General features: G+C 51.7%; 22 protein-coding genes and 1 riboswitch. Of the genes, 13 read left to right on the forward strand and 9 right to left on the reverse strand.

The window, feature by feature from the left end:
- The first annotated feature begins 83 nt into the window (after window positions 1-83).
- From ACAF76_RS02990 to ACAF76_RS03025, 8 genes are all read left to right on the forward strand, one after another.
- Window positions 84-1,319 (forward strand): PucR family transcriptional regulator, encoded by a 1,236-nt coding sequence (locus ACAF76_RS02990; protein WP_400162570.1) that lies wholly within the window; start codon window positions 84-86, stop codon window positions 1,317-1,319.
- Window positions 1,320-1,446: 127 nt separating this feature from the next.
- Window positions 1,447-2,571, forward strand: a complete 1,125-nt coding sequence (ald, locus tag ACAF76_RS02995; RefSeq protein ID WP_400162571.1) for an alanine dehydrogenase — start codon at window positions 1,447-1,449, stop codon at window positions 2,569-2,571.
- Window positions 2,572-2,703: 132 nt separating this feature from the next.
- Window positions 2,704-3,848, forward strand: a protein-coding gene (locus tag ACAF76_RS03000; RefSeq protein WP_400162572.1) for an IS3 family transposase whose coding sequence is annotated in 2 segments (ribosomal slippage) — window positions 2,704-2,977 and window positions 2,977-3,848 — 1,146 coding nt in all. Because the reading frame shifts where the segments join, the coding sequence is not laid out codon by codon here.
- A gap of 247 nt (window positions 3,849-4,095) precedes the next feature.
- A complete protein-coding gene (locus ACAF76_RS03005) occupies window positions 4,096-5,187 on the forward strand; it encodes a quinone-dependent dihydroorotate dehydrogenase (RefSeq protein WP_400162573.1) in 1,092 nt (363 codons plus the stop codon).
- Window positions 5,188-5,299: 112 nt separating this feature from the next.
- Window positions 5,300-5,501, forward strand: a riboswitch (cobalamin riboswitch).
- A gap of 137 nt (window positions 5,502-5,638) precedes the next feature.
- Complete coding sequence (locus tag ACAF76_RS03010) at window positions 5,639-6,409, forward strand: energy-coupling factor ABC transporter permease (protein WP_400162574.1); 771 nt, start codon at window positions 5,639-5,641, stop codon at window positions 6,407-6,409.
- Window positions 6,406-6,687 carry an energy-coupling factor ABC transporter substrate-binding protein gene (locus tag ACAF76_RS03015; protein WP_400162575.1) on the forward strand — a complete coding sequence of 94 codons (282 nt, stop codon included), beginning with the start codon at window positions 6,406-6,408 and terminating at the stop codon, window positions 6,685-6,687. The genes ACAF76_RS03010 and ACAF76_RS03015 overlap by 4 nt, the downstream gene beginning before the upstream one ends.
- Window positions 6,687-7,493 carry a cobalt ECF transporter T component CbiQ gene (gene cbiQ / locus ACAF76_RS03020; RefSeq protein WP_400162576.1) on the forward strand — a complete coding sequence of 269 codons (807 nt, stop codon included), beginning with the start codon at window positions 6,687-6,689 and terminating at the stop codon, window positions 7,491-7,493. The genes ACAF76_RS03015 and cbiQ overlap by 1 nt, the downstream gene beginning before the upstream one ends.
- Complete coding sequence (locus tag ACAF76_RS03025) at window positions 7,490-8,353, forward strand: energy-coupling factor ABC transporter ATP-binding protein (RefSeq protein ID WP_400162577.1); 864 nt, start codon at window positions 7,490-7,492, stop codon at window positions 8,351-8,353. Before cbiQ ends, ACAF76_RS03025 begins: the two co-directional genes overlap by 4 nt.
- Before the next feature lie 56 nt (window positions 8,354-8,409).
- Here the strand turns inward: ACAF76_RS03025 and ACAF76_RS03030 are convergent, their stop codons facing one another.
- On the reverse strand, window positions 8,410-8,559 hold the full coding sequence (locus ACAF76_RS03030) for a hypothetical protein (protein WP_400162578.1): 150 nt from the start codon (window positions 8,557-8,559) through the stop codon (window positions 8,410-8,412).
- Between the two features lie 535 nt (window positions 8,560-9,094).
- On the opposite strand from ACAF76_RS03030, the gene ACAF76_RS03035 reads away from it, so the two are divergent.
- The gene (locus ACAF76_RS03035) at window positions 9,095-10,789 is read left to right on the forward strand and encodes a methyl-accepting chemotaxis protein (RefSeq protein ID WP_400162579.1); all 1,695 of its coding nucleotides are present in this window, start codon (window positions 9,095-9,097) and stop codon (window positions 10,787-10,789) included.
- A 274-nt stretch (window positions 10,790-11,063) separates the two neighbouring features.
- Here ACAF76_RS03035 and ACAF76_RS03040 read toward each other — a convergent pair whose 3' ends face one another.
- The 3 genes from ACAF76_RS03040 to glnA all read right to left on the reverse strand — a co-directional run bounded on the left by ACAF76_RS03040 (window position 11,064) and on the right by glnA (window position 16,193).
- A complete protein-coding gene (locus ACAF76_RS03040) occupies window positions 11,064-11,504 on the reverse strand; it encodes a WapI family immunity protein (protein ID WP_400162580.1) in 441 nt (146 codons plus the stop codon).
- A gap of 1,105 nt (window positions 11,505-12,609) precedes the next feature.
- Window positions 12,610-14,580 (reverse strand): electron transport protein, encoded by a 1,971-nt coding sequence (locus ACAF76_RS03045; protein ID WP_400162581.1) that lies wholly within the window; start codon window positions 14,578-14,580, stop codon window positions 12,610-12,612.
- Window positions 14,581-14,774: 194 nt separating this feature from the next.
- A complete protein-coding gene (gene glnA / locus ACAF76_RS03050) occupies window positions 14,775-16,193 on the reverse strand; it encodes a type I glutamate--ammonia ligase (protein WP_400162582.1) in 1,419 nt (472 codons plus the stop codon).
- A 223-nt stretch (window positions 16,194-16,416) separates the two neighbouring features.
- On the opposite strand from glnA, the gene ACAF76_RS03055 reads away from it, so the two are divergent.
- The 3 genes from ACAF76_RS03055 to ACAF76_RS03065 are packed head-to-tail and all read left to right on the forward strand — an operon-like array spanning window position 16,417 to window position 19,554.
- Window positions 16,417-17,346, forward strand: coding sequence for a ketopantoate reductase family protein (locus ACAF76_RS03055; RefSeq protein ID WP_400162583.1), 930 nt, complete (start codon window positions 16,417-16,419; stop codon window positions 17,344-17,346).
- Between the two features lie 44 nt (window positions 17,347-17,390).
- Complete coding sequence (locus ACAF76_RS03060; protein WP_400162584.1) at window positions 17,391-18,326, forward strand: 4-hydroxy-3-methylbut-2-enyl diphosphate reductase; 936 nt, start codon at window positions 17,391-17,393, stop codon at window positions 18,324-18,326.
- A 10-nt stretch (window positions 18,327-18,336) separates the two neighbouring features.
- Complete coding sequence (locus ACAF76_RS03065) at window positions 18,337-19,554, forward strand: MFS transporter (RefSeq protein WP_400162585.1); 1,218 nt, start codon at window positions 18,337-18,339, stop codon at window positions 19,552-19,554.
- On the opposite strand, the gene ACAF76_RS03070 is transcribed toward ACAF76_RS03065, so the two are convergent.
- The 4 genes from ACAF76_RS03070 to ACAF76_RS03085 all read right to left on the reverse strand — a co-directional run bounded on the left by ACAF76_RS03070 (window position 19,544) and on the right by ACAF76_RS03085 (window position 22,351).
- Window positions 19,544-19,933, reverse strand: coding sequence for a cupredoxin domain-containing protein (locus tag ACAF76_RS03070; protein ID WP_400162586.1), 390 nt, complete (start codon window positions 19,931-19,933; stop codon window positions 19,544-19,546). The two genes, ACAF76_RS03065 and ACAF76_RS03070, sit on opposite strands and share 11 nt — an antisense overlap.
- Before the next feature lie 61 nt (window positions 19,934-19,994).
- Entirely contained in the window at window positions 19,995-21,002 is a 1,008-nt protein-coding gene (locus tag ACAF76_RS03075) for an anion permease (protein ID WP_400162587.1), read from the reverse strand.
- 22 nt (window positions 21,003-21,024) lie between these two features.
- Window positions 21,025-21,642, reverse strand: a complete 618-nt coding sequence (locus ACAF76_RS03080) for a DUF47 domain-containing protein (protein WP_400162588.1) — start codon at window positions 21,640-21,642, stop codon at window positions 21,025-21,027.
- A gap of 73 nt (window positions 21,643-21,715) precedes the next feature.
- Window positions 21,716-22,351, reverse strand: a complete 636-nt coding sequence (locus ACAF76_RS03085; protein WP_400162589.1) for a LysE/ArgO family amino acid transporter — start codon at window positions 22,349-22,351, stop codon at window positions 21,716-21,718.
- Between the two features lie 147 nt (window positions 22,352-22,498).
- Between ACAF76_RS03085 and ACAF76_RS03090 the strand changes: the two genes are divergently transcribed.
- Entirely contained in the window at window positions 22,499-23,938 is a 1,440-nt protein-coding gene (locus ACAF76_RS03090) for a PLP-dependent aminotransferase family protein (RefSeq protein WP_400162590.1), read from the forward strand.
- Between the two features lie 163 nt (window positions 23,939-24,101).
- Here ACAF76_RS03090 and ACAF76_RS03095 read toward each other — a convergent pair whose 3' ends face one another.
- Window positions 24,102-24,437, reverse strand: coding sequence for a spore coat protein (locus tag ACAF76_RS03095; RefSeq protein ID WP_400162591.1), 336 nt, complete (start codon window positions 24,435-24,437; stop codon window positions 24,102-24,104).
- Between the last annotated feature and the right edge of the window lie 6 nt (window positions 24,438-24,443).

Raw genomic sequence — 24,443 nt, forward strand, 5'->3', positions numbered from 1 at the left:
TTTTGTTGTGTGCAAACCATGCTTTTTGCACTGCTTTTCCGGTATAATAAAAGGAATCATACTGCTTCTGTGAGGTGGCCAGCATGTCGATCGATCCCAACTATTTTCAAAAGTACCAGCATGCTGATGTGGATGAGCTGGCGGACATAATCGGAGACTTGCTGCAAAATCCGATTACGATTGAAGACTCGGACCACAAGCTGATCGCATACAGCTCGCATACGGACAGCACTGATCCCGCCCGCTGGTCTACCATCATGGGGCGCAGAGTCCCGGAAAAAGTGCTGACTCGCCTGTGGAAAGACGGCGTGTTCCAGGAGCTGTGGACAAAGGGGGACCCGGTGCACATCTCGGCCAAGGATGAGATCGGATTGGGCAAGCGGGTCGCGATCGCAATCAGACGCGGTCAGGATATTCTTGGCTATATATGGGCCCAGGAAGTAAATCGGGCGTTTACCGAAGAAGATGATGAAATATTGCGACAGGCGGCGCGCGCAGCGGCATCCCGGCTCGTTCAGCGCCAGGGCAAACGCAAGGCCGAAGAACAGCGCCGCAGGGACTTTTTGTGGGAGCTGCTGCTGGGAACCTTGAACAGCGAAGCGGCGATCCGGCAAAAGGCTGAGAGCCTTCACATGCAGATGTCTGCTCCCTATCTGATTTGCATCGTAGAGGCGCCGGAAGCGAGGCTGGACCAGTACCTGTACCCGCTTCTGATGCGCGACAAGCTGTACTGGGTGATGGACGGCTCGCAGCTTGTGCTGTTGATCAGCTTGCAAGGGGGAGCGAAGGCAGATCGCGACGAGCTGATTCGCAAAGTGGAGCTTTTTTTGTCGGACTCGCTCGGCAAGCTGGTCGCCCATGTCAAGGAAGGGCAGGTCATCGCCGGCTACGGTCGCCCGTACAAAGGATACACGCAGCTCGTCAAAAGCTATCGCGAAGCGCTGCACGTGCTCAAGGTGAAAAAATTGTTTGCACGTGAGACCGAAGACATATACGGCTACCATGAATTGGGCATCTACCGCTACCTGCTGCAAATCAAGCAGTGGGGGGATGAGACGGGTTACGAGAATGAACGGCTCGAACGGCTCAAGCAGTACGATCGGGAAAACCAGACAGCTCTTTTGGAGACGTTGGAAACATTTCTGGATGCGGCGGGCAAAATGAATGTAACGGCTCAAACGCTCCACGTGCATATCAATACACTCAGCTACAGGCTGAGACGGATCGAAGAAATCATGCAGGTAAATCTGGAAAATATGAATCAGCGAACTGCGCTGTATTTGGAGTTGAAAATGGACAAACTAGACAAGGAACATTAGTTCGTTTGTGGGTTTTCACAAATGGATTCAGATAGGATTAGAGGGAATCTCCAAGGTAGGAACGGGAAAAACACGATACAATGACAGTAATACTAAAAACGGCCTTTCCAAGGAGGACTTGCCTGTTATGATCGTAGGGATCCCAAAAGAAATAAAAAACAATGAGAATCGTGTCGCCATCACTCCAGCCGGCGTGGCTGCCTTGGTGCAACATGGCCACACCGTGCGGATCGAAAGCAATGCAGGACAGGGCAGCGGTTTTACCAACGACGACTACACCGCACAAGGAGCGACAATCGTCGAGACTGCAGCAGACGCATGGGCTGCCGATATGGTGATGAAAGTAAAAGAGCCGCTTCCGTCTGAATACGGCTATTTCCGCGAAGGGTTGATCCTGTTCACCTACCTGCACCTGGCGCCGGAGCCAGAATTGACGAAAGCGCTGATGGACAAAAAAGTAGTCGCGATCGCCTATGAAACGATCCAGCTCGACAACGGAGCACTGCCGCTCTTGATGCCGATGTCTGAGGTTGCAGGACGCATGTCTGTGCAAATCGGCGCGCAGTTCCTGGAAAAACAATACGGCGGCAAAGGTGTATTGCTGGGCGGTGTTCCGGGCGTACCAAAAGGAGAAGTTGTCGTCATCGGCGGCGGTATCGTCGGTACCAATGCAGCGAAGATGGCGGTAGGTCTCGGTGCCAACGTAACGATCGTCGACGTCAACGCAGATCGCCTGCGCCAACTGGATGATCTCTTCCAGGGACGCGTGCAAACACTCATCTCCAACTCCTTCAACATCGCCAACGCAGTGAAAAAAGCAGATCTCGTGGTTGGCGCTGTACTGATTCCGGGTGCGCGCGCTCCGCGTCTGGTTACGGAAGCGATGGTAAAAGAGATGTCTCCGGGTTCGGTTATCGTCGACGTGGCGATTGACCAGGGCGGTTCGATCGAAACAGTAGACCGGATCACCACGCATGACCAGCCTACGTACGAAAAACACGGTGTCATCCACTATGCGGTTGCCAATATGCCGGGTGCCGTAGCGCGTACTTCCACGCTCGCCCTGACGAACGTGACGGTTCCGTACGCATTGCAATTGGCGGACAAAGGATACGTGCAAGCGATCCGCGACAACCGCTTCCTGGCCAAAGGGGTAAACGTCATCGACGGAAAAATCACCTACAAAGCGGTAGCTGACGCCCACAACCTGCCGTTTACGCCAGTCGAGGAAGTCCTTCTGGTAAAACAGTAAAACAACCAGTACCTAGAAGAAAGCTGTCCCAGCCTTGGGGACTGACCCCATAACGTGAGACAAATTAAAACACCTTCAAGTGAACGGAACCATGTCGTAAGATATGGAAAACAACTTGGAGGTGTTTTTGCGTTGGCAACACGAGTTAGTTACCCCGTAGAAGTGAAAATGCAGGCAATTAAAATGAGATTAGCAGGAATTCCGGTAAAGGTGGTCATGGACGAGCTAGGGATCAGGAATGTAACACAACTGAAAGTTTGGATGTCATGGTATCGTAATGGTGAGCTTCATCGGCTGGGGCAGCCTGTCGGTAAGCAGTATAGCTTTGGGAAAGGTCCTGAGTTTGCCTCAGAGCTTGAACAAGTAAAGGCAGAAAATCGTTACCTGAAACAACAGCTAGATGTACTAAAAAAGTACAAAGAATTGGAGAGGAGGTGTCACCAGAGGCCGTAGTCGCCTGGATGGAATCTATTCGAGATGAAATGTCGGTCACGCAAGCTTGTGAACTGCTAGGGGTTGCTCGTGCAACATACTATCGCTGGAAAGCAGCTTTTGCCACAAAACAAGAAAATCTGCTCGCCGAGAAGATTCGTCAGCTTTGCACCCTTCATAAATTCCGCTATGGTTACCGGAAGATTACTGCGCTGCTTCGAAAAGAGCAGTCCATTAATCACAAACGTGTGCAGCGAATCATGCAACGTGAGGGACTACAGTGTCGAGTCAGGGTAAAGAAGCGCAAGCCAACAGGACAGCCAGCCCATGTAGCGGAACATCAGTTACAACGTCAATTTGAGGCGAATGCACCGATGCAAAAACTCGTGACGGATATCACCTATTTACCGTTTGGAGGAAAGACGTTGTACCTGTCGAGCATTTTAGACTTGTTTAATGGGGAGATCGTGGCGTACAGTATAGCAGATAAACAAGACACAGCATTTGTATTAGATACGCTGAATCAGCTGCCTCTCACAGAAGGTTCAATGCTTCACAGCGATCAAGGCAGCGTCTATACGTCACAGGCATATCAAGAAGCGGTAAAAGAAAAAGGGATTATCATGAGCATGTCCCGTAAGGGTACGCCTGCTGATAATGCCCCCATCGAATCGTTCCATTCCACACTAAAGTCTGAAACGTTCTATCTCGAAGGTTTGACCTGCACAACGACTGCAATCGTTGAGCAAACCGTTCGAGACTACATTCACTACTATAACTCAATTCGCATTCAAACGAAACTAAACAACCAGTCGCCGATGGATTACAGGCGACTGGCAGCTTAACTTGAAAGGTGTTTTGATCCCTGACTCACAAACGGGGGTCAGTCCCCTTGTGCGGGGGACAGCTTTTTTGTTGTGCGAGGAAAGACCTGGTGAAACCCGTACGTGATCCGTCACCCTCGACCCGACAAGCTGCTTATAGAATTTGACAGCAGCGGTGGAATTATGTATCGCGGATAGAGGTTACCCTTTCGCGAAAAGTGTGGTATTCTACTAGGCAGAATAAAAGGTGTTAGGAGTGCAGCCGAAGATGTATCAGCTTGTGCGAAAGTACCTCTTTAAACAGGACGCGGAAGAAATCCATGAAAAAACGGTGCATGCCTTAAAACAGGCGCAAGATTCACCCTGGGGGAAGCGCACGCTGAAAGCCATGTATCATTTTCAGGACGAGCGTTTGCAGACAAAGCTGTGGGGACATGTTTTTCCCAATCCGGTCGGGCTGGCGGCAGGTTTTGACAAAAACGCGGAAGTCTACCACGCTCTTGCAGCGCTGGGCTTTGGTTTCATAGAGGTCGGGACGATTACCCCGCAAGGGCAGCCGGGAAATCCGAAACCGAGATTGTTTCGTCTCCCCGCACACGAGGCTGTTATAAACCGCATGGGATTCAACAATCAAGGTTCCTTCCTGGTAGCGAAAAACCTGGTGGACTACGCCTATGCGGATGTACCGATCGGGATCAATATCGGCAAGAACAAGGCGACGCCAAATGAAGAAGCGGCGTCTGACTACAGCAAGTGCATGGATTTGCTGTATTCGTACGGGCATTATTTCGTCATCAATATCAGTTCGCCAAATACTCCGAATTTGCGTGATTTGCAGGAAACGCAAAGCCTGCGTGCGCTCATCCGCGCTGTCAGGGAAAAGGCTCGGGAGCTGGAGATGCGCGGCATCAAGCAAAAGCCAATCCTGCTCAAGGTCGCTCCCGACATGGCGGACGAGCAGATGCGCGATGTCGTCCATGCAGCCGTCGAGGAAGGCATAGCCGGTATCATCGCCACCAATACGACGCTCTCCCGTGAGGCGGTACAGGATCACCCATATGCGGAAGAAGCAGGCGGATTGAGCGGCAGGCCGTTGACCGGGCGCTCTACGGCGTGGGTGAAGGAGATTTACCAGGAAGTCGGAGACAAGGTGCCGATCATTGGCGTGGGCGGTATCTTTACCGGTGAAGATGCGTATGAAAAAATTCGCGCCGGCGCGAGCCTGGTCCAGGTGTATACGGGAATGATTTACCAGGGACCGGGGATTGCCAAGCAAATCAACAAAAAACTGCTGCAGCTTATGGCTCGGGATGGCTTTTCCCACATCAGCCAGGCGATTGGCGCAGATGCGAGCAAGTAGCGGGGTGCAGGGATTGTTCACATGTCCGGTGGGGCGGGTGAGCAATCCCTGCTTTATTTTTTTGGCGGATCTGGTTTATAATGGAATCGGACAAGTCAGAGTTGTCCGATAATTGAACAGGATGGCATTAGGTGCCCATATGGTTAATACATCCATAAGGGATAACAGGGAATCGGGTGAAAGTCCCGAGCGGTCCCGCCACTGTAACCAGGGAGTTCTCTTTGCGTGTAGTCCACTCATCCATACAGATGGGGAAGGAGCAAAGAGCGCGATGATCTGGAAGCCAGGAGACCTACCTAACTGCTGCACCAAAAAATCCTTCGCGGAAAGGAGAGGTGGCAAACAGGAAATTCGGCTTCCAGCAAGTCGATTGTTTTCGTGTGCGCATTTCCCATCCGTACGTTCGGGTGGGATATTTTTGTTCTATCACAAGAAAAGGAGGAGCAGGTGCATGAATAAGAAGCGTTCCCGCATTGTCTCCAGCGTTTTGCTCGTCGCCGGATTCGTATTGTACTTTCTCGTGAACGAACCGCAGACCGGTCATGCCATGCATATCATGGAAGGCTATCTGCCTTTTGGTTGGGCGATGTTCTGGTGGGGATTGTTCCTGCCGTTTTTCGTCATCGGCTTGCGTTCGATACGCAAAGTCATCGTGCAGCATCCCGAGGTGAAGCTGTTGGTGGGAGTGGCTGGCGCGTTTGCCTTTGTCTTGTCGGCATTAAAAATACCTTCGGTGACAGGCAGCAGCTCCCACCCTACCGGAACGGGGCTGGGATCCATTTTGTTCGGGCCCTTTGCGATGTCGGTGCTGGGCAGCATGGTCCTGCTGTTTCAGGCGTTGCTTTTGGCGCATGGCGGGCTGACTACGCTGGGAGCGAACGCGGTTTCCATGGCAGTCGTCGGCCCCTTGGTCGCTTACGGAATCTATCGCCTGATTAGCAGTGCCAACGGCGGAAAGCGGCTCGCGGTTTTTGCTGCTGCCGCGACAGCGAATCTGGCTACGTACGTTACGACCTCCCTGCAGCTAGCGCTCGCCTTTCCCGCGGAAACGGGCGGAGTGATGGCGTCATTTGCCAAATTTGCCGGCATTTTTGCTGTTACACAAATACCGTTGGCAATCTGTGAAGGATTGCTGACCGTGCTCGTCTGGAACTGGCTGCAAGCCTACAATGCCAAGGAACTGGTTCAATTACGGCTGCTGAAACAGGAGGAATCGCTGTGAAAAAAGGGATGAACTGGCTTTTGCTCGCAGGTGTTGTCGTGCTGGCGATCATTCCGTTATTGATCGTCAGCGATTCCGAGTTCGGAGGGGCGGACGGAGCTGCAGAAGAGGCGATCGTGGAAATCGCGCCCGCGTATGAACCGTGGTTTGAGCCGCTGCTCGAACCGCCGGGCGGGGAGACGGAGAGTTTGCTGTTCGCCGTTCAGGCTGCTCTTGGCGCCGGAGTGATCGGGTATGCCGTCGGGTTTTACAAAGGTCGGTTGGGCAGACAAAAGTAATGATGTGGCAATGGCTGGACACCTATTCCTACCAGAACCGGTTGCGATTTTTGCCGCCGTTGCAAAAAGCCATGCTCGGATGTATTGTGTTGCTTTTTGCCATGCTGGGCCATGTGCTCGTACAAGCCTTGGTCTTTCTCTGGATGGGGTTGTGGGTGGTAGGATACGCCCGCATCCCCGTGCGGCTTTATTTGCTCTTTTTGCTCGTTCCCATGGGTTTTTTCGCGGCAGGAATGCCGGCTTTGCTGATTGACGTGACGCTTCACGGGGCCGATTCCGGTACGGTGCATCATCCTGTTTTGGCGTGGACGGTCGGAGCGGTTCAGTTTTCTGTCTCGCAAGCGGCTATTGAGCAAGTAGTGACGCTGTTTGCAAGGACACTCGCCAGCCTTGCCTGTTTTTCCTTTTTGCTGTTTACGACGCCGTTTACGGAGATTTTGCAGCTCATCCGCCGCTTGCGAATACCTGTGTTGGTATCCGAGCTGGCGATGATTATGTACCGCTTCATTTTTATTTTGCTCAAGACTAGTCACCAGCTCTGGGTCGCACAGAAGTCGCGCGGCGGCTTTCAAGGATTCCGGGCCAGCTTGCGCGATGCGGGATTGCTCGCTTCTCAGCTTTTTGTCCGGTCGATGAACAGGTACGAGATGCTGCAACGAGGCATGGCAGCGCGGGGAATGAGCGATGAGATTCAGGTGCAGAGCAGAGGCAGTCATGTCCGTTCCCGGCGGTATGAGTGGGAGTCGGCAATCGGCTGTCTCGTACTGGCGGGAATCCAGTGGTGGATGGAGGGAGTGCGGCTTTGACGACGTATGTGATGGAGTTTTCCGATGTGTACTACACCTATCCAGGCAGCAGGTCACCGGTATTGCAAGGGGTGTCGCTGGGGATTCCGGAGGGGAAGAAATGCGTGCTGCTCGGGCGCAATGGCTGTGGGAAGTCGACGCTGTTTTTGCACGCCAACGGGATTTTGCAGCCGCAAAAAGGGACGGTGTCCTGGAGAGGGTCAGCGTTTGTCTACCGGCGCTCTTTTTTGCAGGAGATGACGAAAACAATCGGGCTGGTGTTTCAGGACCCGGAGCATCAACTGATCGCCAGCACTGTGGCAGAGGACATCTCATACGGGCTGTTGAACCGCAAACTTCCAGCGGAGCAGATTCGCGCCAAGGTCGATCTCATGCTCGATGCGTTTGGGCTGAGGGAGCACGCGGATTCCCCGATACATCACCTCAGTCTGGGACAAAAGCGGCGTCTCGCTCTCGCCGGGGTGATGGTCATGGAACCGGAATTGCTGCTGCTGGACGAACCTACGGCATATCTGGACCGCGATCAGACGAAAAGCCTTCTGCGCAGGCTCGATCACATCCATGCCAACGGCACGACAGTCCTGATGGCCACGCACGATCTCGACATTGCGTTCGAATGGGCGGAGTGGATCTGTGTCATGGATACAGGCAGGATACTGTTCACGGGCCTGCCTGAAACTTTGCTGGCGAATCGAGAATTGTTGCAGACACTCGAGCTGGGTCTCCCTCTCATCGCGGAGCTGTGGGAGAGCCTGCCGGATTCGCTCAAGGAGAGCTGGGGTGGGAGAGCTCCACGCTCACTGGCGGAGTGGAAGGAGCGCGTGCGCACCGACCCGGCTGCGTTTCACGTCAGCAACTAAGGAGTCCCCACCCGATTTCAAGCGGATCGGATGGGGACTTTTGCTGTGTTACTCCATTACGGCTCACTCTTCAAGGATTCCAGCCAGTCTGCGTAACAAGTGTCACACAGTAGCTCGTCACGCTCTTCTGTTCCCTGGAAGAACGTGATCATATGAACCGATTCCGTCTCATGCTCGCAGTAGTAACAACGATAGTGGGACGACATGGCGCTCCTCCTAGTTGAGTGTTTCAGACGAGTAACGATATGTATTGTGCCCGAATGCGGAATCTTCATGCAGGAGGCCGCCTTGGGCAAAAGAACCCTGGCGAACAGCGGGAATAAAATGCTTCATGCCGTCCATGCGCCATAGACCTTCGCTGAGCCGATCCAGGTTATCAACAAGCGAAAGCTGGAAGAGTTGTCGCCAATTCCGCTTTTACCTTTCCTGGCGATTTTACAAACATTTGAAACTCTATCCTGTTGTGAAAGGCAGTGGATCCGAAATGTATAGCCCAAAAGAAGTTTGGGCATGCTTGCATATGTACACTGTTAACAACCTTTTTAGGGCCCTCGCGAGATAGCGAGGGTTTTTTTCTTATTCCTCCCAGGGTTATCCAGAGGAGGGGGTTTCTATGGACGGAAAATCGGGAAAACCATTATTAATTTTGTTAAAGCGATTTCAAATCATAGTATTCCTATGTTCATATGTATTAAAATTGGGAATACAATCATATTTTACATAGGACTGAGGAGGCATCTTATGAATCTAAGCATCGGTAAAAAATTGATGGGGGCATTTTTGGTAATTGCCCTGCTGTTAGGGATATCGAGCAGCATTTCTTTTTACTATTTGAAAAAGATTAATGATCTGGACGCCGATCTGATCTCAAGGAGAGCTGTCATTTTAGCGAATGCTCAGGAAATTCAGGTAGAAGCGGCTAAGCAATCGGGTCGACTGCGGGCATATCTGCTCGTACATGATCAAGAATTCCGGGATAACATGCAGGTGTCAAATGACAATATTAACCGGATTATTGATGAAACCTACGGAATGATCCGACGGCCGGAAGAGCAGGCAAAGTTGCAGCAGCTGCGAGAACTGAATCAGCAGTTTAAACAAGAAGCCGATAAATTGATGCAAATGTTCGACGCCAATCAGCTTTCCCAGGATGTCATGGATTATTACACAGATGTTCTCCTCCCGGTCGGAAGGGCGATGGACCCGTTGGCAGAGGAAATTGCAATCAGTCAAAAGGAACATATGGAGCAAGGCAGGGAAGAAAATACAGTGCTGACCAGCCAGGCAACGACGTACATCCTGGTTACGAGCGGGTCTGCGCTGATTTTGGCGCTTTTGATCGGGTACTTTGGTTCCCGGATGATCGCAAGACCGATTGTTGCAGTGGCGAAGGCGGCAGAGGAAATCGCGGCAGGCAACCTCGTGGCAGAACCGATTCGGGTGAAAAACAACGATGAGATTGGCAGCCTGGCTCAGTCCTTCAACAACATGAAGGAAAATCTTCGGACGATGGTTCAGCAGATTCAAAGCAGCTCCCAGCATATCGCTTCTTCCTCGGAGGAGCTGACAGCCAGTGCCGAGCAATCGAGCCAGGCGTCGGAGTTGATTGCCACCACGATTCAAGGGGTTGCCACACGAGCGGAAAAACAAGCGCATGATGTAGACGGAGGTGTACGCGCAATCAACGAATTGTCGTCAGGGGTGCAGGAAATCGCATCAGGTGCGCAAACGACGGCATCTTTGTCGACGCAGACCGCAGACAAAGCAACAGAAGGAAATCAGGCTATCCAGGTTACGATCAAGCAGATGGATTTGATTCACACGACGATGAATCAACTCGCTGGCGCAGTGGGACAAATGAACGATCATTCCAAGCAGATCGGTCAAATCGTCGATGTGATTGCGGATATCGCCAACCAAACCAACCTGCTCGCACTCAACGCAGCGATTGAAGCGGCAAGGGCAGGCGAGCACGGACGAGGATTCTCGGTAGTAGCCGAAGAGGTGCGAAAACTGGCTGAGCAATCCTCCCAACAGGCCGTACAAATTACGCAATTGATTGGAATCATTACCGACCATACTGAACAGGTCGTACAGTCGATGGACCAGGGTGTCAAAGAAGTGGACGAGGGCATTCATGTCGTCAATACGGCAGGCCAACTGTTTGAGGAAATCAAGACGAACGTTGACGAAGTTTCGATTCAAATACAGGGCATCACCGCATCCTGTCACCAGATCGCGACGAATGCCGAGCAGGTCGTATACACCATTGAAGAGATCGCAAAGGAATCCAAGGAGGTTGGGGCGGATTCTCAAAATGTTTCGGCTGCGACCGAAGAACAACTTGCTACGATGGAAGAAATTTCTTCGTCTGCTGCCTCATTGGCGGGAATGGCGGAAGAACTGCAACATTTGGTACAGCGATTTAAAGTATAGTTCGCGGTTTGGGAACGTCCCTGTAGCGTGGACATAGGAAAACACCTTCAAGCGAACGGCTCTATTAGGATGAGATGGAGCCGACTTGGAGGTGTTTTTGATGGGTGCAAAGCGAGGCAGAGGACGTCTTGTGTACTGGTTTCGATCGCCCGGAAGTGCTGATCTACGCAGTCCAACCTTATGTGCATTCAACGGCAATAACGAGATGTATAGCGCGAGATTGTTTTGGGGGTGGAGCGATTAGTTTAACAAACTGTGCAGTTTATCAAATCAGCTAATCATTGGGATTCCCAATTACAGGATAAGTCTCTATCAACATTTCAAGTTGCTTTATAAGGTGGGGGAGAAACGATTGATCCGAGGTAAAGGAAAAGCTCAAATTGGCACCTGTGAAAGGAGGATATGAAGTTCTGCATTCCCACTCAAGAATACCTGTTTTAGTAATTTTACAAGTAAGGTCAATGTAACTATCCATCGATCGGAAATTTGCAGTTCCATTTAAATTACTGTCAATTGATATGAGATCAACCATGAAACACTGGAACTCATCTGTTCTAAGGTCGGCTGGAAATGCGGCAGTATATCCAGGGATGTTGACCTTAATTTCGCAGTTCAACCAGTTCCCATCCCAATAATCCTGCTGATATGGATAGCTTCGATTGACAGCAATGATATCGATCTGAGTATCTTCACGTCCACTGATGGTTATTTGCACTATGATCACTCCAACACGGTTTTCAATTATTTTACCTGTGTAGTCAGACAAATAAAGCAGTAGCCAACTAAGGGTATGGTACTGGAGTCAGTGGTTTGCCGTCTTGACGCCACCAAAGGGCCTCACCGTAATAAATTGTATTTGCCCAATAATGAGGTAGCTCATGGTATGCCATATTGCATCATCACAAGCACATTCATACTTTCTGACTTGCACATCGGTAATTTTGAGACATTCAAAGGCATTCAAGACACCTAATTTGGATAATTTCGTCTTCACAAATCTGAATATCCTCATTATCGACTTCTCGGAGGATATAAAAAAATGTCTTTCCATCGTAGACAAAATTCATGTCAGGTATGATTGTCCCTATAATGTGAGTGTTCGCGCTAATTTCAATATCATATCGTTTATTTTCCTCAAGAAGAGACTCGCAGTTGAGGAATTTCACAACAAAACTCTTGGTCATGCGACAACACCCCCAAAAACATTGTAGCAGATAGGAATTCGTCCGAAAAATAATTAACACAACGAAGATTTGTCTATAATGATGCAAATCACATTGATCAGCTAGAGTGAACGACATCAATGTATATCTGAAATTGTGACTGCTGAAAGACCAATACTATATCAAAATGCGCGAGGTAGGCAGGATTATCTAATGTTTACGTGAAAAGGTTCACTCTTGTTTTGTATTCCCTGAAATCAAAATTCTTGCGCGTACAAATGGGCTTATCCTAGAGGTGTATGTGGGTGATTCGAGCAGACTGGAAGTTTTACAAAAAATCTGTTTAACACATGGGCTTTATTTAAGGTGACTATACAGCGACAAAACCCGATTCTACGAGATCGGGTTTTTTAAGTTTATCTGTTGGGGGAGGTAAAACCGCATGCAGACGATGCTCCTAGAGCAAAAAAACGAGATTACAAATTGATGCGTCAGTATGCATTTCAAAAGATCCCTTCTCATCTCCGAGAAGGGATCTTTTATGTGCAGGCTTCTGAGCTCTGCCAGGTGGACGGCATCCACGTATCAGGATCATGTGAGTTGCGCTGTATTTTTCCACGCTGTTGCTGATTGGGTTTTGACCTGGAGTTATCTGTATTATTTTGATTGTTTGAGATCGCTTCCTACTGACAAGAGGTACTTGATAAGTGCCTCCTGCTCTTCCTTTGTAAACTGTGTTGTAGAGTCAACCCAGTATTCGTGTCCAATTCCACTAACATGGGTAAATTGGAGATCTTTCGATGACTTGTTGGCCGCAATTACCTTTTGTCTCAGCTCCTTATCAACCAATGCGCGCAAACTATTTGCCGGGTCTGGATAAATGCCTTTCATTAGCGTACCTTGTATCCCTAGTTGGGTAGCTGGGTCAGGACCTACAGCGACTCCGCCGTCATGTAAGTATGGAGCAGTCCAATAAAGACCGATCAAACTAGGAACTTTATATCCACCTTGCGAATCACCGTGTGCAAATGCCAACTTGATCTGCTCAGGGTCAAGATGTTGCGTAGGCACCTTTAGGGGAGTTGCATTTTCTGGTAATGGCACGGGTGTATCAAAACCATATAAAACGGCCTCTGTAAATAGCTTTTCCGTCTTTTTTAGTGCCTTCGCTCGAGATGGTTCAGTTTTAATGACATTGACAGGAATTACTTGGTTATTCGTTAATGCATCACCAGCATGGCATGCAATACAACCGGCACGGGAAAATACCTCTTGTCCGAGTGCAACTGTTTTTGTATCAACTTTCTCTGGCTGCTTAGGAGGCGCTATTGTATTCTGCCATGCTGCCATACTGTTTACTTGTTCCCCGAATCGATAGCCCGGTGAGCTTAAAAACAGGCCATCTGGAGCTACTAATGTCAATTTGGGGAAAGTTGGCGGTTTAATCATTTCGTTTACGCCCGGAACACCAGGTGTCGGATCGACACTTGCAAAAAAATCGGATGGTTTGATTATGCTGTTTACTTTATAACGAAACTTGGGATTTGCGGAGTTTTGCAAGATTGTTCCGAGATAAACCTCCTTGTCCATTCCAAACAAAACATGGCTAACATCGGCTTGAGACAGGGAATCTGAGTTTTGAGCATGGACGTTATTACTAAACACACTCAGCCCCTTAAATGGCCCTGCTGCCGCAAACCCACTCCAGCCATAAGGATGGTCACCAAGCGTAAAAGAATCGGGTATTTGGGCAGGATTTGCCTTCATATCGATTGTGGAATCGAAATTACCCGGCGACCACTTTAAAAAAGTTGAGTCTACGGCTTCCTCTATCGCTATAGGATTGGGCAATGACGCTTTTTTTCCATCGGTTGTCACAACTGTACGGTCTAACGAATCCATATATTTTTTTATATTGCCTATTTCTGCGTGAGTAAGGTATGCCGTAGAGTTTGTTGCCAGCGCCAAAAGTAAACCCGCGTTAAAATCGGTGTTTGGGGCTCCCTCGATCACCATTTTTGTTTCCCTATCAACCGTTGCATGACAGGCAGCGCAGCTTATCCCGACTCTTAGTCTCCCATCAGCATATTTTATAGGCAGTCCCAAAGGGGTATAAGCTCCCCTGGGGACATCGATACCGGTATCAATCATGCTTCCTTTGTTGAAGGTTCTTCCCGCAATTGTTACGGTTTTTGCCAGCTCAACCTGTAAATTGGTTGTTCCTTCACCGCGTAATGACACTATTGCCTTTGCAATATTCGGTATGGTAAAAGCTCCGTCCACGATTCCCGCGATATCAGTCATAAAGACTTCATTGCCAAATGTCTCCTGATAAAATGTTTTACGCCCTAATTGTAGTAATGAGTCGTTAATGTGTACTGCCCCATTGCGAGGAGAGGGTGTTGAATGATCACCCTTTGTGTGTATCGTCTTGGCTTCCTCTTTAGAAATCGTCGTACCCCAAACATCATAGCCTTCAGTCTGTACGGATTGAACTGACATCTGATCATTAAGTGTTTTTTCACTCGGGGGGAAATACGCATATTCAGGTTCAAAGATGTTTAGCATGCTTATTCCAAATACGAAAATAGCTAAAACCGAAAGCAGAGCCCAAGTCATCGACTTCATACCAGCATTCCCTCCAGAATTATCAATAACCACAAGGGTTAGTATTGAGGGATGCATCCCAATTTATTTATCTAGCAATGATTTCGGCTATCCGGTTCAGTCTGAACCATGAACAGAGCCCCTCTCAATCGAGAAGGGCTCCGTTTATTTTGTGGATGTATAGCTGCCTTGCAGCCGCTATATACCGATGTTTCTTACAGATCGTAATACAGCTCATACTCTTTCGGATTCACAGTGCGCTCGACTTGTTGGATCTCGTCGCGCTTGTGGGCGATCCAGCTATCGATCAGGTCTTTGGAGAAGACGTCGCCAGCGAGCAGGAATTCATGGTCGGCTTCCAGCGCATCCAGTGCTTCTGCCAGGGAGCCTGGCAAGCTCTTGATTTCGTTTTTCTCGACGTCGGACAGATCGTAGATGTTTTTGTCCAGTGGACCGAAGCCCATTTCGCGCGGGTCCAGCTTGCGGTTGATACCGTCCAGGCCAGCCATCAGCATGGCGGAGAATGCCAGGTATGGGTTGGCAGTGGAGTCTGGCGTACGGAACTCGATACGAGCTGCTTTTGGCGTAACCGCAGCGACAGGGATGCGGATGGCAGCAGAGCGGTTTCCTTTGGAGAAGACCAGGTTAACCGGCGCTTCGAAGCCAGGAACCAGACGTTTGAACGAGTTGGTGCTCGGGTTGGTCAATGCGATCAGCGCAGGTGCGTGATGCAGGATACCGCCGATGTAGTAGAGAGCCGTTTCGCTCAGGTTGGCGTAAGCGCCTTTTTCAAAGAAGAGCGGCGTGTCGCCGTTGAACAGGCTTTGGTGTACGTGCATGCCGGAGCCGTTGTCGCCGACGATTGGCTTCGGCATGAAGGTAGCGGTTTTGCCGTATTTCGCCGCGACATTGCGCACGACGTATTTGAACAAAAGCAGGTTGTCGCCAGTGCGAGTCAGCGTATCGAAGCGGAAGTTGATCTCGCCTTGACCAGCCGTTGCCACTTCATGGTGATGACGCTCCACTTTGAGGCCAGCTTGTGTCAGCAGGGTGCACATCTCGTTGCGGATGTCTGCTTGCGTGTCAGTCGGCTGTACCGGGAAGTAGCCGCCTTTGTTGCGCACTTTGTAGCCCAGGTTTTGGCCTTCCTTGCCCGTGTTCCAGTACGCTTCTTCGGAATCGATGTGGTAGAAGGAGCCGGATGGACCGGATGCGTAGCGGACGTTGTCGAACAGGAAGAACTCGGCTTCCGGACCGAAGTAGGCGGCTGTCGCCAGGCCCAGATCCTTCAGATATTCTTCCGCTCTCAATGCGATGCCGCGAGGGTCACGCGTGTACGGAGTGTTGTCAGGGTTGAGAATATTACACACGATGTTCAAAGTTTTTTCCGCGACAAAAGGATCGATGAAGGCAGTTGCCGGGTCAGGCATAGCCACCATGTCACTTTCTTCGATCGATTTGTATCCAGTCAGGCTGGAACCGTCAAAAGCAACACCGTTGACGAACGTGTCCTCGTCCACCGCATAGGCAGGTACGGTTACATGGTGTTGGCGTCCGAGCAGGTCGACGATGCGGAAATCCACGTATTGTATGTTTTCCGATTCAATGATTGAAAGAACTTTTTTCGAATCCATGCAAAACACTCCTATTCACGAATTATTTTCTTAATATTGGATATAAAGTTCGTATTTCGTGTTTTTCTATATCTCGAATTATAGCGATATTTCAGATAGCGAGTCAAGAGGTTTTATGACTTTTCGTGTTAGAATTTCTAACATTATATTGCGCTCTTTTGAAAAGGGTACCCGTTTTGTAAAATAGAGGCAGGCCATTTTGAACAGAAAGCAGGGGAAAAGGATGAAGGTACTTGTCTTGGGAGCAGGAGCGATTGGTGGTTATTTTGGCGGACGACTGGCGGAGCGGGGCGTGGACGTGACCTTTCTCGTGCGGGAGGGGCGGCGCCGGCAGTTGGAGCAGCGCGGGCTGCGCATCGAAAGTATTCACGGCGCGTTTCATCTGGAAAAGCCGCAGCTATTGGCAGCAGGTGAGATGGCAGACTCGTTTGACGTGATCTTGCTGGCAAACAAGGCGTACCATCTGCCGGACAGCATTCAGGCCATCTCTTCCTACGTCGGGGAGCAGACGGTTGTCATTCCGCTGCTGAACGGGATCGCCCACATGGAGCTGCTCTGGGAGCGGTTCGGTCGGGAGCGTGTACTCGGGGGACTCTGCTTTATCGAGAGTACCTTGAATGCGGACGGGGATGTGATCCAGACGAGCAAGACGCATGACGCCGTGTTCGGGGAGTGGGGCGGTGGAAAAAGCGACCGCGTCCTGCGCATCGAGCAAGCCTTTTCCGGTATCAACGGAGTGATGCGGGCAAGCGAAAACATCCAGCAGGAAGCGTGGCATAAATACTTGTTCATCACAACCTTGTCAGGAATTACGACACTGATGAACGCGGCAGTCGGTCCGATTGCCGCATCGCAGTACGGGTTGGAGCTGACACGGCAGTTGGCAGAGGAGGTGGCAGCCGTCATGCACGCCTGCGATGCCCCGATCTCGCCTGATATCGTGGACAAACAGATGGGGCTGTTTTTGAAGCAGGCGAAGACGATGAAATCGTCGATGCTGCGGGACATGGAAAAAGGCCTGCCGGTCGAGGGTGACCACCTCCAGGGGTACTTGCTGGAGCGGGCGGAGCAATTCGGAATCTCGACGCCCCTGCTGAAAATTGTGTACAACAATCTGAAGGTTTACGAACAGAAGCAGGAAGACGTCAAATAAGGTATAATAAGGGCGAAGTTGATACTGACTAGAGGAGGGGTACGATGGAGGTCATCAAGATTTCCCCCCGTGGATACTGCTATGGAGTCGTCGACGCGATGGTCCTGGCAGTGAGGACAGCACAAAACAAGGATCTTCCACGCCCGATTCACATACTTGGCATGATTGTGCACAACGCACATGTCGTTGAGGCGTTTGAACAAGAAGGAATCAAGACGCTGGACGGGGAAGACCGTCTCGCCCTGCTGGACCAGGTAGACGAAGGGACCGTCATTTTTACCGCGCACGGCGTCTCGCCGGAGGTACGCAAAAAGGCAGTGGAAAAAGGTCTGACGGTCGTGGACGCGACCTGTCCGGATGTGACGAAAACGCATGATTTGATCCGCGAGAAGGTAAAGGACGGCTACCACGTCATCTACATCGGGAAAAAAGGTCATCCTGAGCCGGAGGGGGCAGTGGGCATTGCACCGGATCACGTGCACCTGGTGCAAAAAATCGAGGATTTGAACGCGCTCGACCTGCCGCAAGACAAGCTGATCGTGACCAACCAGACGACGATGAGCCAATGGGATGTCCGCCATTTGATGGAGGAGATCGTCAAGCGTTTTCCGCGCGTCGAGGTGCATAACGAAATTTGCCTCGCCACCCAGGTGCGCCAGGAGGCGGTAGCCCAACAGGTAGGAGAGGCAGAACTGTGCATCGTCGTTGGCGATCCGCGAAGCAACAATTCCAACAGACTGGCCCAGGTGTCGGAGGAGATCGGCGGTGTGCCAGCCTACCGGATTGCCGATCTGTCCGAGCTGGATATAGAGTGGCTGAAAGGGAAGACAAAGGTGGCGGTCACGTCCGGAGCGTCTACACCTACGCCATTGACCAAAGAAGTGATTGCTTTTTTGGAACAGTTTGAAGAAAGCGACCCAGCGACATGGGAGAAAAAACGGACTGTGAACATGGCAAAAATATTGCCAGCCGTAAAATAGAGGCGCACATATGGCAGAAGTACATTCTGGCAATCAAAAAAGCGGCACTGGGAGTCAACTGATGACTCTCAGTGCGCTTTACCTGTTTATCTACTATGGATTGGGGGCTTTTACCCCGCTTATTACGCAATATTACAAATCGATTGACCTTTCCGGAACGCAAATCGGTCTGATCAGCGCCGTGACCCCGATCGTCTCCATCGTCACCCAGCCGCTCTGGGGAATGATCTGCGACAAGTTCCAGATACGCAAAGGAGTGCTCGTCCTCGCACTCTTGGCATCCGGTCTGGTCGGGCTGTTGTTTCCGGCCGTGTCTACGTTCGCCTTCGTTCTGCTTTTATACACGCTTTTATCGGTTTTCCAAAGTGCGATCGTACCCGTGTCGGACAGCATTGCCCTGGGGTTCGCCAAAAAGCACAACATGGCCTTTGGCGACATCCGCATGTGGGGCGCTGTCGGTTTTGCTGTCGCTGCGTTCGTCACAGGCTTGCTGGTGCAGCGCTGGGGACCTTCGATGATTTTTTACTCCTACTTCCTCGCATTGCTGGTGGCCGTACTTTTTTTGCGTCCTGTACCGGAAGAGGTGGAATCAGCGCCAAAGCTGCAGGCTGGCGTGCTGCGAGGGGTAAAGGATTTGCTGCGTCTGCCTCGCTTTATCCTGTTTTTGATCGCAGCTTTCTTTATTTTCGGATCGGTCAACGCCAACAACGTCTGGTTTTCTCTCTACTACCAGGAAATCGGCGGCAGTGTGGCTGGCGTAGGGGTGGCGTTCCTCCTGTTTGCCGGAAGCGAAGCGCCGTTTATGAAGCTGGCGGGCTTTTTTGTGCGCCGCTGGGGGCTGGAGCTGACGATTCTTCTGGCTGGTGGCGTATCCGCCGTCCGCTGGTTTTGGTACAGCACAGAGCCGAGCACGACGGCCGTCCTCGCACTCTTCTTTGTCCAGGGGATTTCGGTCGGCTTTTACCTGGCGACGGCAGCCCAGTTCGTCCGGGAAAATACGCCCGCGTCCTTGCAGGTAACGGCACTGGCCTTGTTCTTTTCCGTGGGGCATGGGCTGGGTACGATGGTTTGCAATCTGACGGCAGGCATCATCAAAGACTCCTTTTCGATGCTGTCCATCTACCTGTTTTTCGGCGTTGTGACCACTCTGGGTCTGATCCCGTTGCTGCTGATCCGCTATGGACCGTGGAAGCAGCAAACAGAGGAACAATTGCAGTCTACTCAATGATCAGCAGACCCTGGTAGCCGGTCTCGGGATAGCCCGGGATGTCTGAGACGAATGTAAATTGCCCTTTTGTGCTCGGGGTAAACTGGAGTATCGTCGATTGGCTTGGCATCAGCTCGATGGATTTGATATGCAGCGCCGGAATCGCCAGGTTGTGCGGCTTCACATCCGTATTGACGATCATCAGCGAAGCGGGTTCGCCCGCGCGAACGGCGATCCGGCTGGGCAAAAAGCCTGCGCTGGAAATCGTTACGGTCTGGGTGCGCTGCTCGGTATGTACAGCTGCATAGGCCCGGTTGTAATGGTGCAGAGCGAGCAATGTGGCGATCGCGATCAATGCGATAAGCGCATAGCGAAGCTGTCTGGACCGATCAAAATACATGTTATCGCCTCCTTCTAGGTGTGCCACTAGGAAAATCCAATCCGCCGACGGATTGGATTTTTTACATAAACAGGGACAAAATCCAGTAGACTACGGCAGCGATCAGCGCGGAGATCGGCAGCGTGATAAACCAGGTAATGACGATCCGCTTGGCTACGCCCCAGTTGACGCCTTTCAAACGCTTGGCCGAACCTACCCCCATGATCGCGGAGGAAATCACGTGGGTCGTGCTCACCGGCAGGCCCAGTTTGGTGAACGTCAAAATGATCGTCGCCGATGTCAGGTCAGCAGTCGCCCCGTTAATCGGCTGGATTTTGGTAATTTTCCCTGCCACAGTCTTGATGATCTTCCAGCCGCCGACAGAAGTTCCGAGCCCCATGGCGAGGGCGCATATAAACTGGACCCAAAACGGGATGTGGGCGGGATCGCTCTGCAAGCCAGCCGCTACCAGTGCGAAGACGATAATCCCCATCGCTTTCTGCGCGTCGTTGGTTCCGTGGGTAAAGGCTTGCAGCGACGCCGTCAAAATCTGAAAGTAGCGAAAGCCCCTGTTTGCCTTGGTTGGAGGAGGAGCCAGCTTTCGAAAAAGCAGGTATATGAGGTTCATAATGATAAAGCCGGCGACCAGTGCGATGACGGGCGAGATGATCAAGCCGCGGAAAATCTCGGCAAACCCGCTCCAATGGATGCTGCCCAGTCCCGCCGATGCGATGACAGCGCCGACGAGCGAACCGATCAGCGCGTGCGAAGAACTGCTGGGGATGCCATACCACCAGGTGATCAAATTCCAGGAAATCGCAGCGATTAACGTGGCGATGACGACGATGACCCCGAACTGCAAGGTAGTTGGATCGGCGATTTTCCCCCCGATCGTTTTGGCGACCCCGGTGAACGTCAACGCTCCTACAAAGTTCATAACGGCAGCCAGAATGACCGCGATCCGCGGCGGCAGTGCTTTGGTAGAGACCGAGGTGGCAATCGCATTGGCGGTATCGTGAAAGCCGTTGATAAAGTCGAAAGATACAGCGAGAATGACAACGATGACAACCAAAGGAAGACTTATTTCCACACCGACAAGCTCCTTCTCTTAATTATGTATTGCCCATGATGACAGTCTCCAGCGCGTCAGCCACATCCTCGCAATGATCCGTGACTTCTTCCAATACTTCGTAAATCTCTTTGTACTGCATGATGTGGATGGGATCTGTAGAGGTTTTGAACAAATGGCGGATACTGTTGCGGAGCAGTTCATCACCCTGGCTCTCCAGTTCATTGATGCCGATGATGTACTCCTTCATCGCCGCCAGTTTTTGCTGCTGCAACAGGCGTATAGCCTCGAGAATTTGCTGTGTCGACTCCTGGATGATTTGCGCGAACTTCTTCATCACTTCATCACCCTGCGAGATGTCGAACATGTAGAGACGGGCAGCACAGCTTTCCAGTCCATCCAGCACGTCGTCCATCTTGATTGCAAGCTCCATTACATCTTCCCGTTCGATCGCGGTTATGAACGACTTGTTGATCTGCACGATGATTTGATGGACGAGTTTGTCGCCTTTTGATTCGTATTCATTCATTTCCTCGGAAAAGCTTTTGACATTCTCCAACGACTCTACCTTGTACTGGTTGAAATAGATCGCGGAGTCGTGGACGTTTTGGGCAATCTCCAGCAAAGCATCCAGCAGCGCGTCTGACTTGGCAAAAAACATGGACAACCCCCACCTTATTTCGTTGTTCCTGTTCGATCTGGGTAGGAGTTATTTTCCGTGGAGGAGCCCGAGATTATTCACCGTATGACAGATTCCCGGGCGCAAACAGGTTCCACGCCATGTACAGCGCCATGCCCCACATGATCAAAGCCGAGGCAATTTGAAACCCGCGCAGCAGCTTTCCCGATTTGTCCAGGCCGCCGACGAGCCGCCCTGCAATGCTCAAGCTAAGAAACCAGATGCAGGAGACGATGATGCAGGCGATGGTGAACGCCCATTTGGCACTGCCGGAGTACGCCAGCGAGCTCGTGCCGATCACCCCGATCGTATCGAGAATCGCATGCGGGTTGAACAAGGAGACGGAAGCGGCGAACATCACTTGCCGTTTGGGGGAGAACAGTTCTGTCTGCGTCTGCTCCAGGTTGGGGCGGCTGCGCCAGGTCAAAAAACCCATGTAGAGCAAAAACAGCACGCCGATCGCATACAGCAGCGTTTTTAGCCAGGCGAGGCTGAGCACAATCAGCGATACGCCCATCACGGCGAGCAAAATCAACGCGGCATCGCAAAAAGCGGCTGTCACCACAACGGGCATCGCCCGCCACAACGTCGGTTGTACAGCCCCTTGACTAAAGACGAAAACATTTTGTGCTCCGAGCGGCAAAATAAGGCCGAAAGCGAGCACGATTCCATGGATGAGTGCTTCCCACACGATGATTTCCCTCCTGATACGAGTGTAGGTACCACAGCCATTATTCACGTTTTTGCGTCTCTTGTCTCCAGCCAATTGGTTTGCCCGAAAACCAACCAATCTGTACAATTGGTGTAACAGGCAAATGAAAGAAAGGCGGGAGGGCAGATGGACTGGAAGCCAAATAAGGCGAGTGGTGTACCGATGTATCAGCAGATCGTGGCGTACATGAAGGGGAAAATCGCCAGCGGGGAGTGGCCGGTCAACTACCGGCTTCCGCCGCAGAGGGTGCTTGCCGAGCGGCTTGGCGTCAACCGCAGTACGGTGGTGACAGCGCTGGATGAGCTGAAGGCGCAGGGTCTGCTGGACGCCAATGTAGGCAGCAGCACGCGGGTGAGCAATAACAGTTGGTCCATTCTCGCCGCCACGCCGCCGCCAGACTGGCTGCACTACGTCCAGGCAGGAGCGCATCCCCCCAACCAGCCGACGGTGCAGGAGATCAATCGCTACGAGCCGGACGAACGGTACATCCGGCTCGGTACAGGCGAGCTTTCTGGCGATTTGCTCCCGGTCGCGGAAATGGAACAGGTTTTGCTCGGCTTGCAGGGCAAGCTCACACATCTGGGATACTCGGAGCCAAAGGGATTGCTTTCGCTTCGCCAGGCGATCTCGCATCATCTGCAATGCAGGGGGATCGAGGCGTCGGCGGATTCGATCCTGGTCGTCTCGGGAGCGTTGCAAGCGCTGCAGCTTATTTCCCAGGGGATTTTGCACCCGGGCTCGGCGATCCTGTTGGAACAGCCTTCCTATCTGTACTCGCTGCCGCTTTTTCAGATGTCGGGGATGCGCCTCACCGGGGTGCATATGGATCAGCAGGGGATTGACCCGCAGGTATTGGCGCAGCAAAAGCAGCGGCATAACGGGGCGCTGCTCTACACCATACCCTCGTATCACAACCCTACGGGCGTGCTGATGAGCGACGATCGCCGCGGACAGGTAATGGCAGTATGCGAGCGCGAGCGGCTGCCGATTCTCGAAGATGACGTGTACGGGGAGTTGTGGCTGGATGAGCCAGGGCCGTTGCCGCTCAAGGCACAGGATCAGAGCGGCCAGGTGCTGTATCTCGGCAGCTTGTCCAAAACGGTCAGCCCGGGACTGAGAATCGGCTGGATCGTCGGGCCGGAACCAGTGATCGAGCGGCTGGCTGACGTCAAAATGCAGACGGATTACGGGGCGAGTGCCTTTTCGCAACTGGTGGCGGCGGAGTGGCTGCAAGGGGAGCGGCACGAGCGTCATCTGCGTCAACTGCGCCAGTCGCTGCGCGCCAGACGGGACACGATGTGCCAGGTACTGTCCCGCTTTTTTGCCGATCTGGCACAATGGCAGACGCCTCGCGGAGGATTTTACGTCTGGTTGCGTTTGCGGCGCGCTGTTTCCATGCGCACCTTGTTTGCCAGAGCATTGAGCGAAGGAATCTTGCTCAATCCTGGGTATATTTACGATCCGCAGGACAGCCAGCATTTGCGACTGTCTTACGCATACGCGAATGAAGCCGAGATGGAGAGGGCGTTATATCGTCTTTCTCGATTGATTCGGGGTATGGAATAGGGGAATGGCTCCAGAGCTGCACGCCGTATTGCGCTTCCCCCGGGATCGTTGTGGAGCGGACAGTTTAACTCCCTTGCAGGACGTAGACCGGAGCCCTACATACTCGACACACGTAAAACCCCAGTATCGAAAAGCACTGGGGTTTGAAGGGCAGGATGTTCTCTTAGTGATAAGGGAACTGACTGGAGTATCCGCTGAACTGCTGGTACGCCTGATCGAGCTTTTGCTGTTCTTCCGCTTCGAGTTTGTACCATCCTTTGCGAAACATCAGCTCGTACGCTTCCCGCGCGCTCTGCTGGGTCTCAATCAAAATCTGCATCAGGTCAGCGTGCAGCATCTGGTGGCTGGCTTCAAAAGCAGCGATGTTGAAGCTGTTCGTCAAATGTTTGCACGTGCTGAGGCAATCGTTGAGAAAATCACGGTCATTCATCTCCGGCCCTTTCACTTGTGGCAGACTGCCGGATTGCGGATTGGCAATTTTCGATTGGTTTGCAGCCATTTGTAC

Source organism: Brevibacillus sp. TJ4, from assembly GCF_044627595.2.
Classification (GTDB): Bacteria; Bacillota; Bacilli; order Brevibacillales; family Brevibacillaceae; genus Brevibacillus.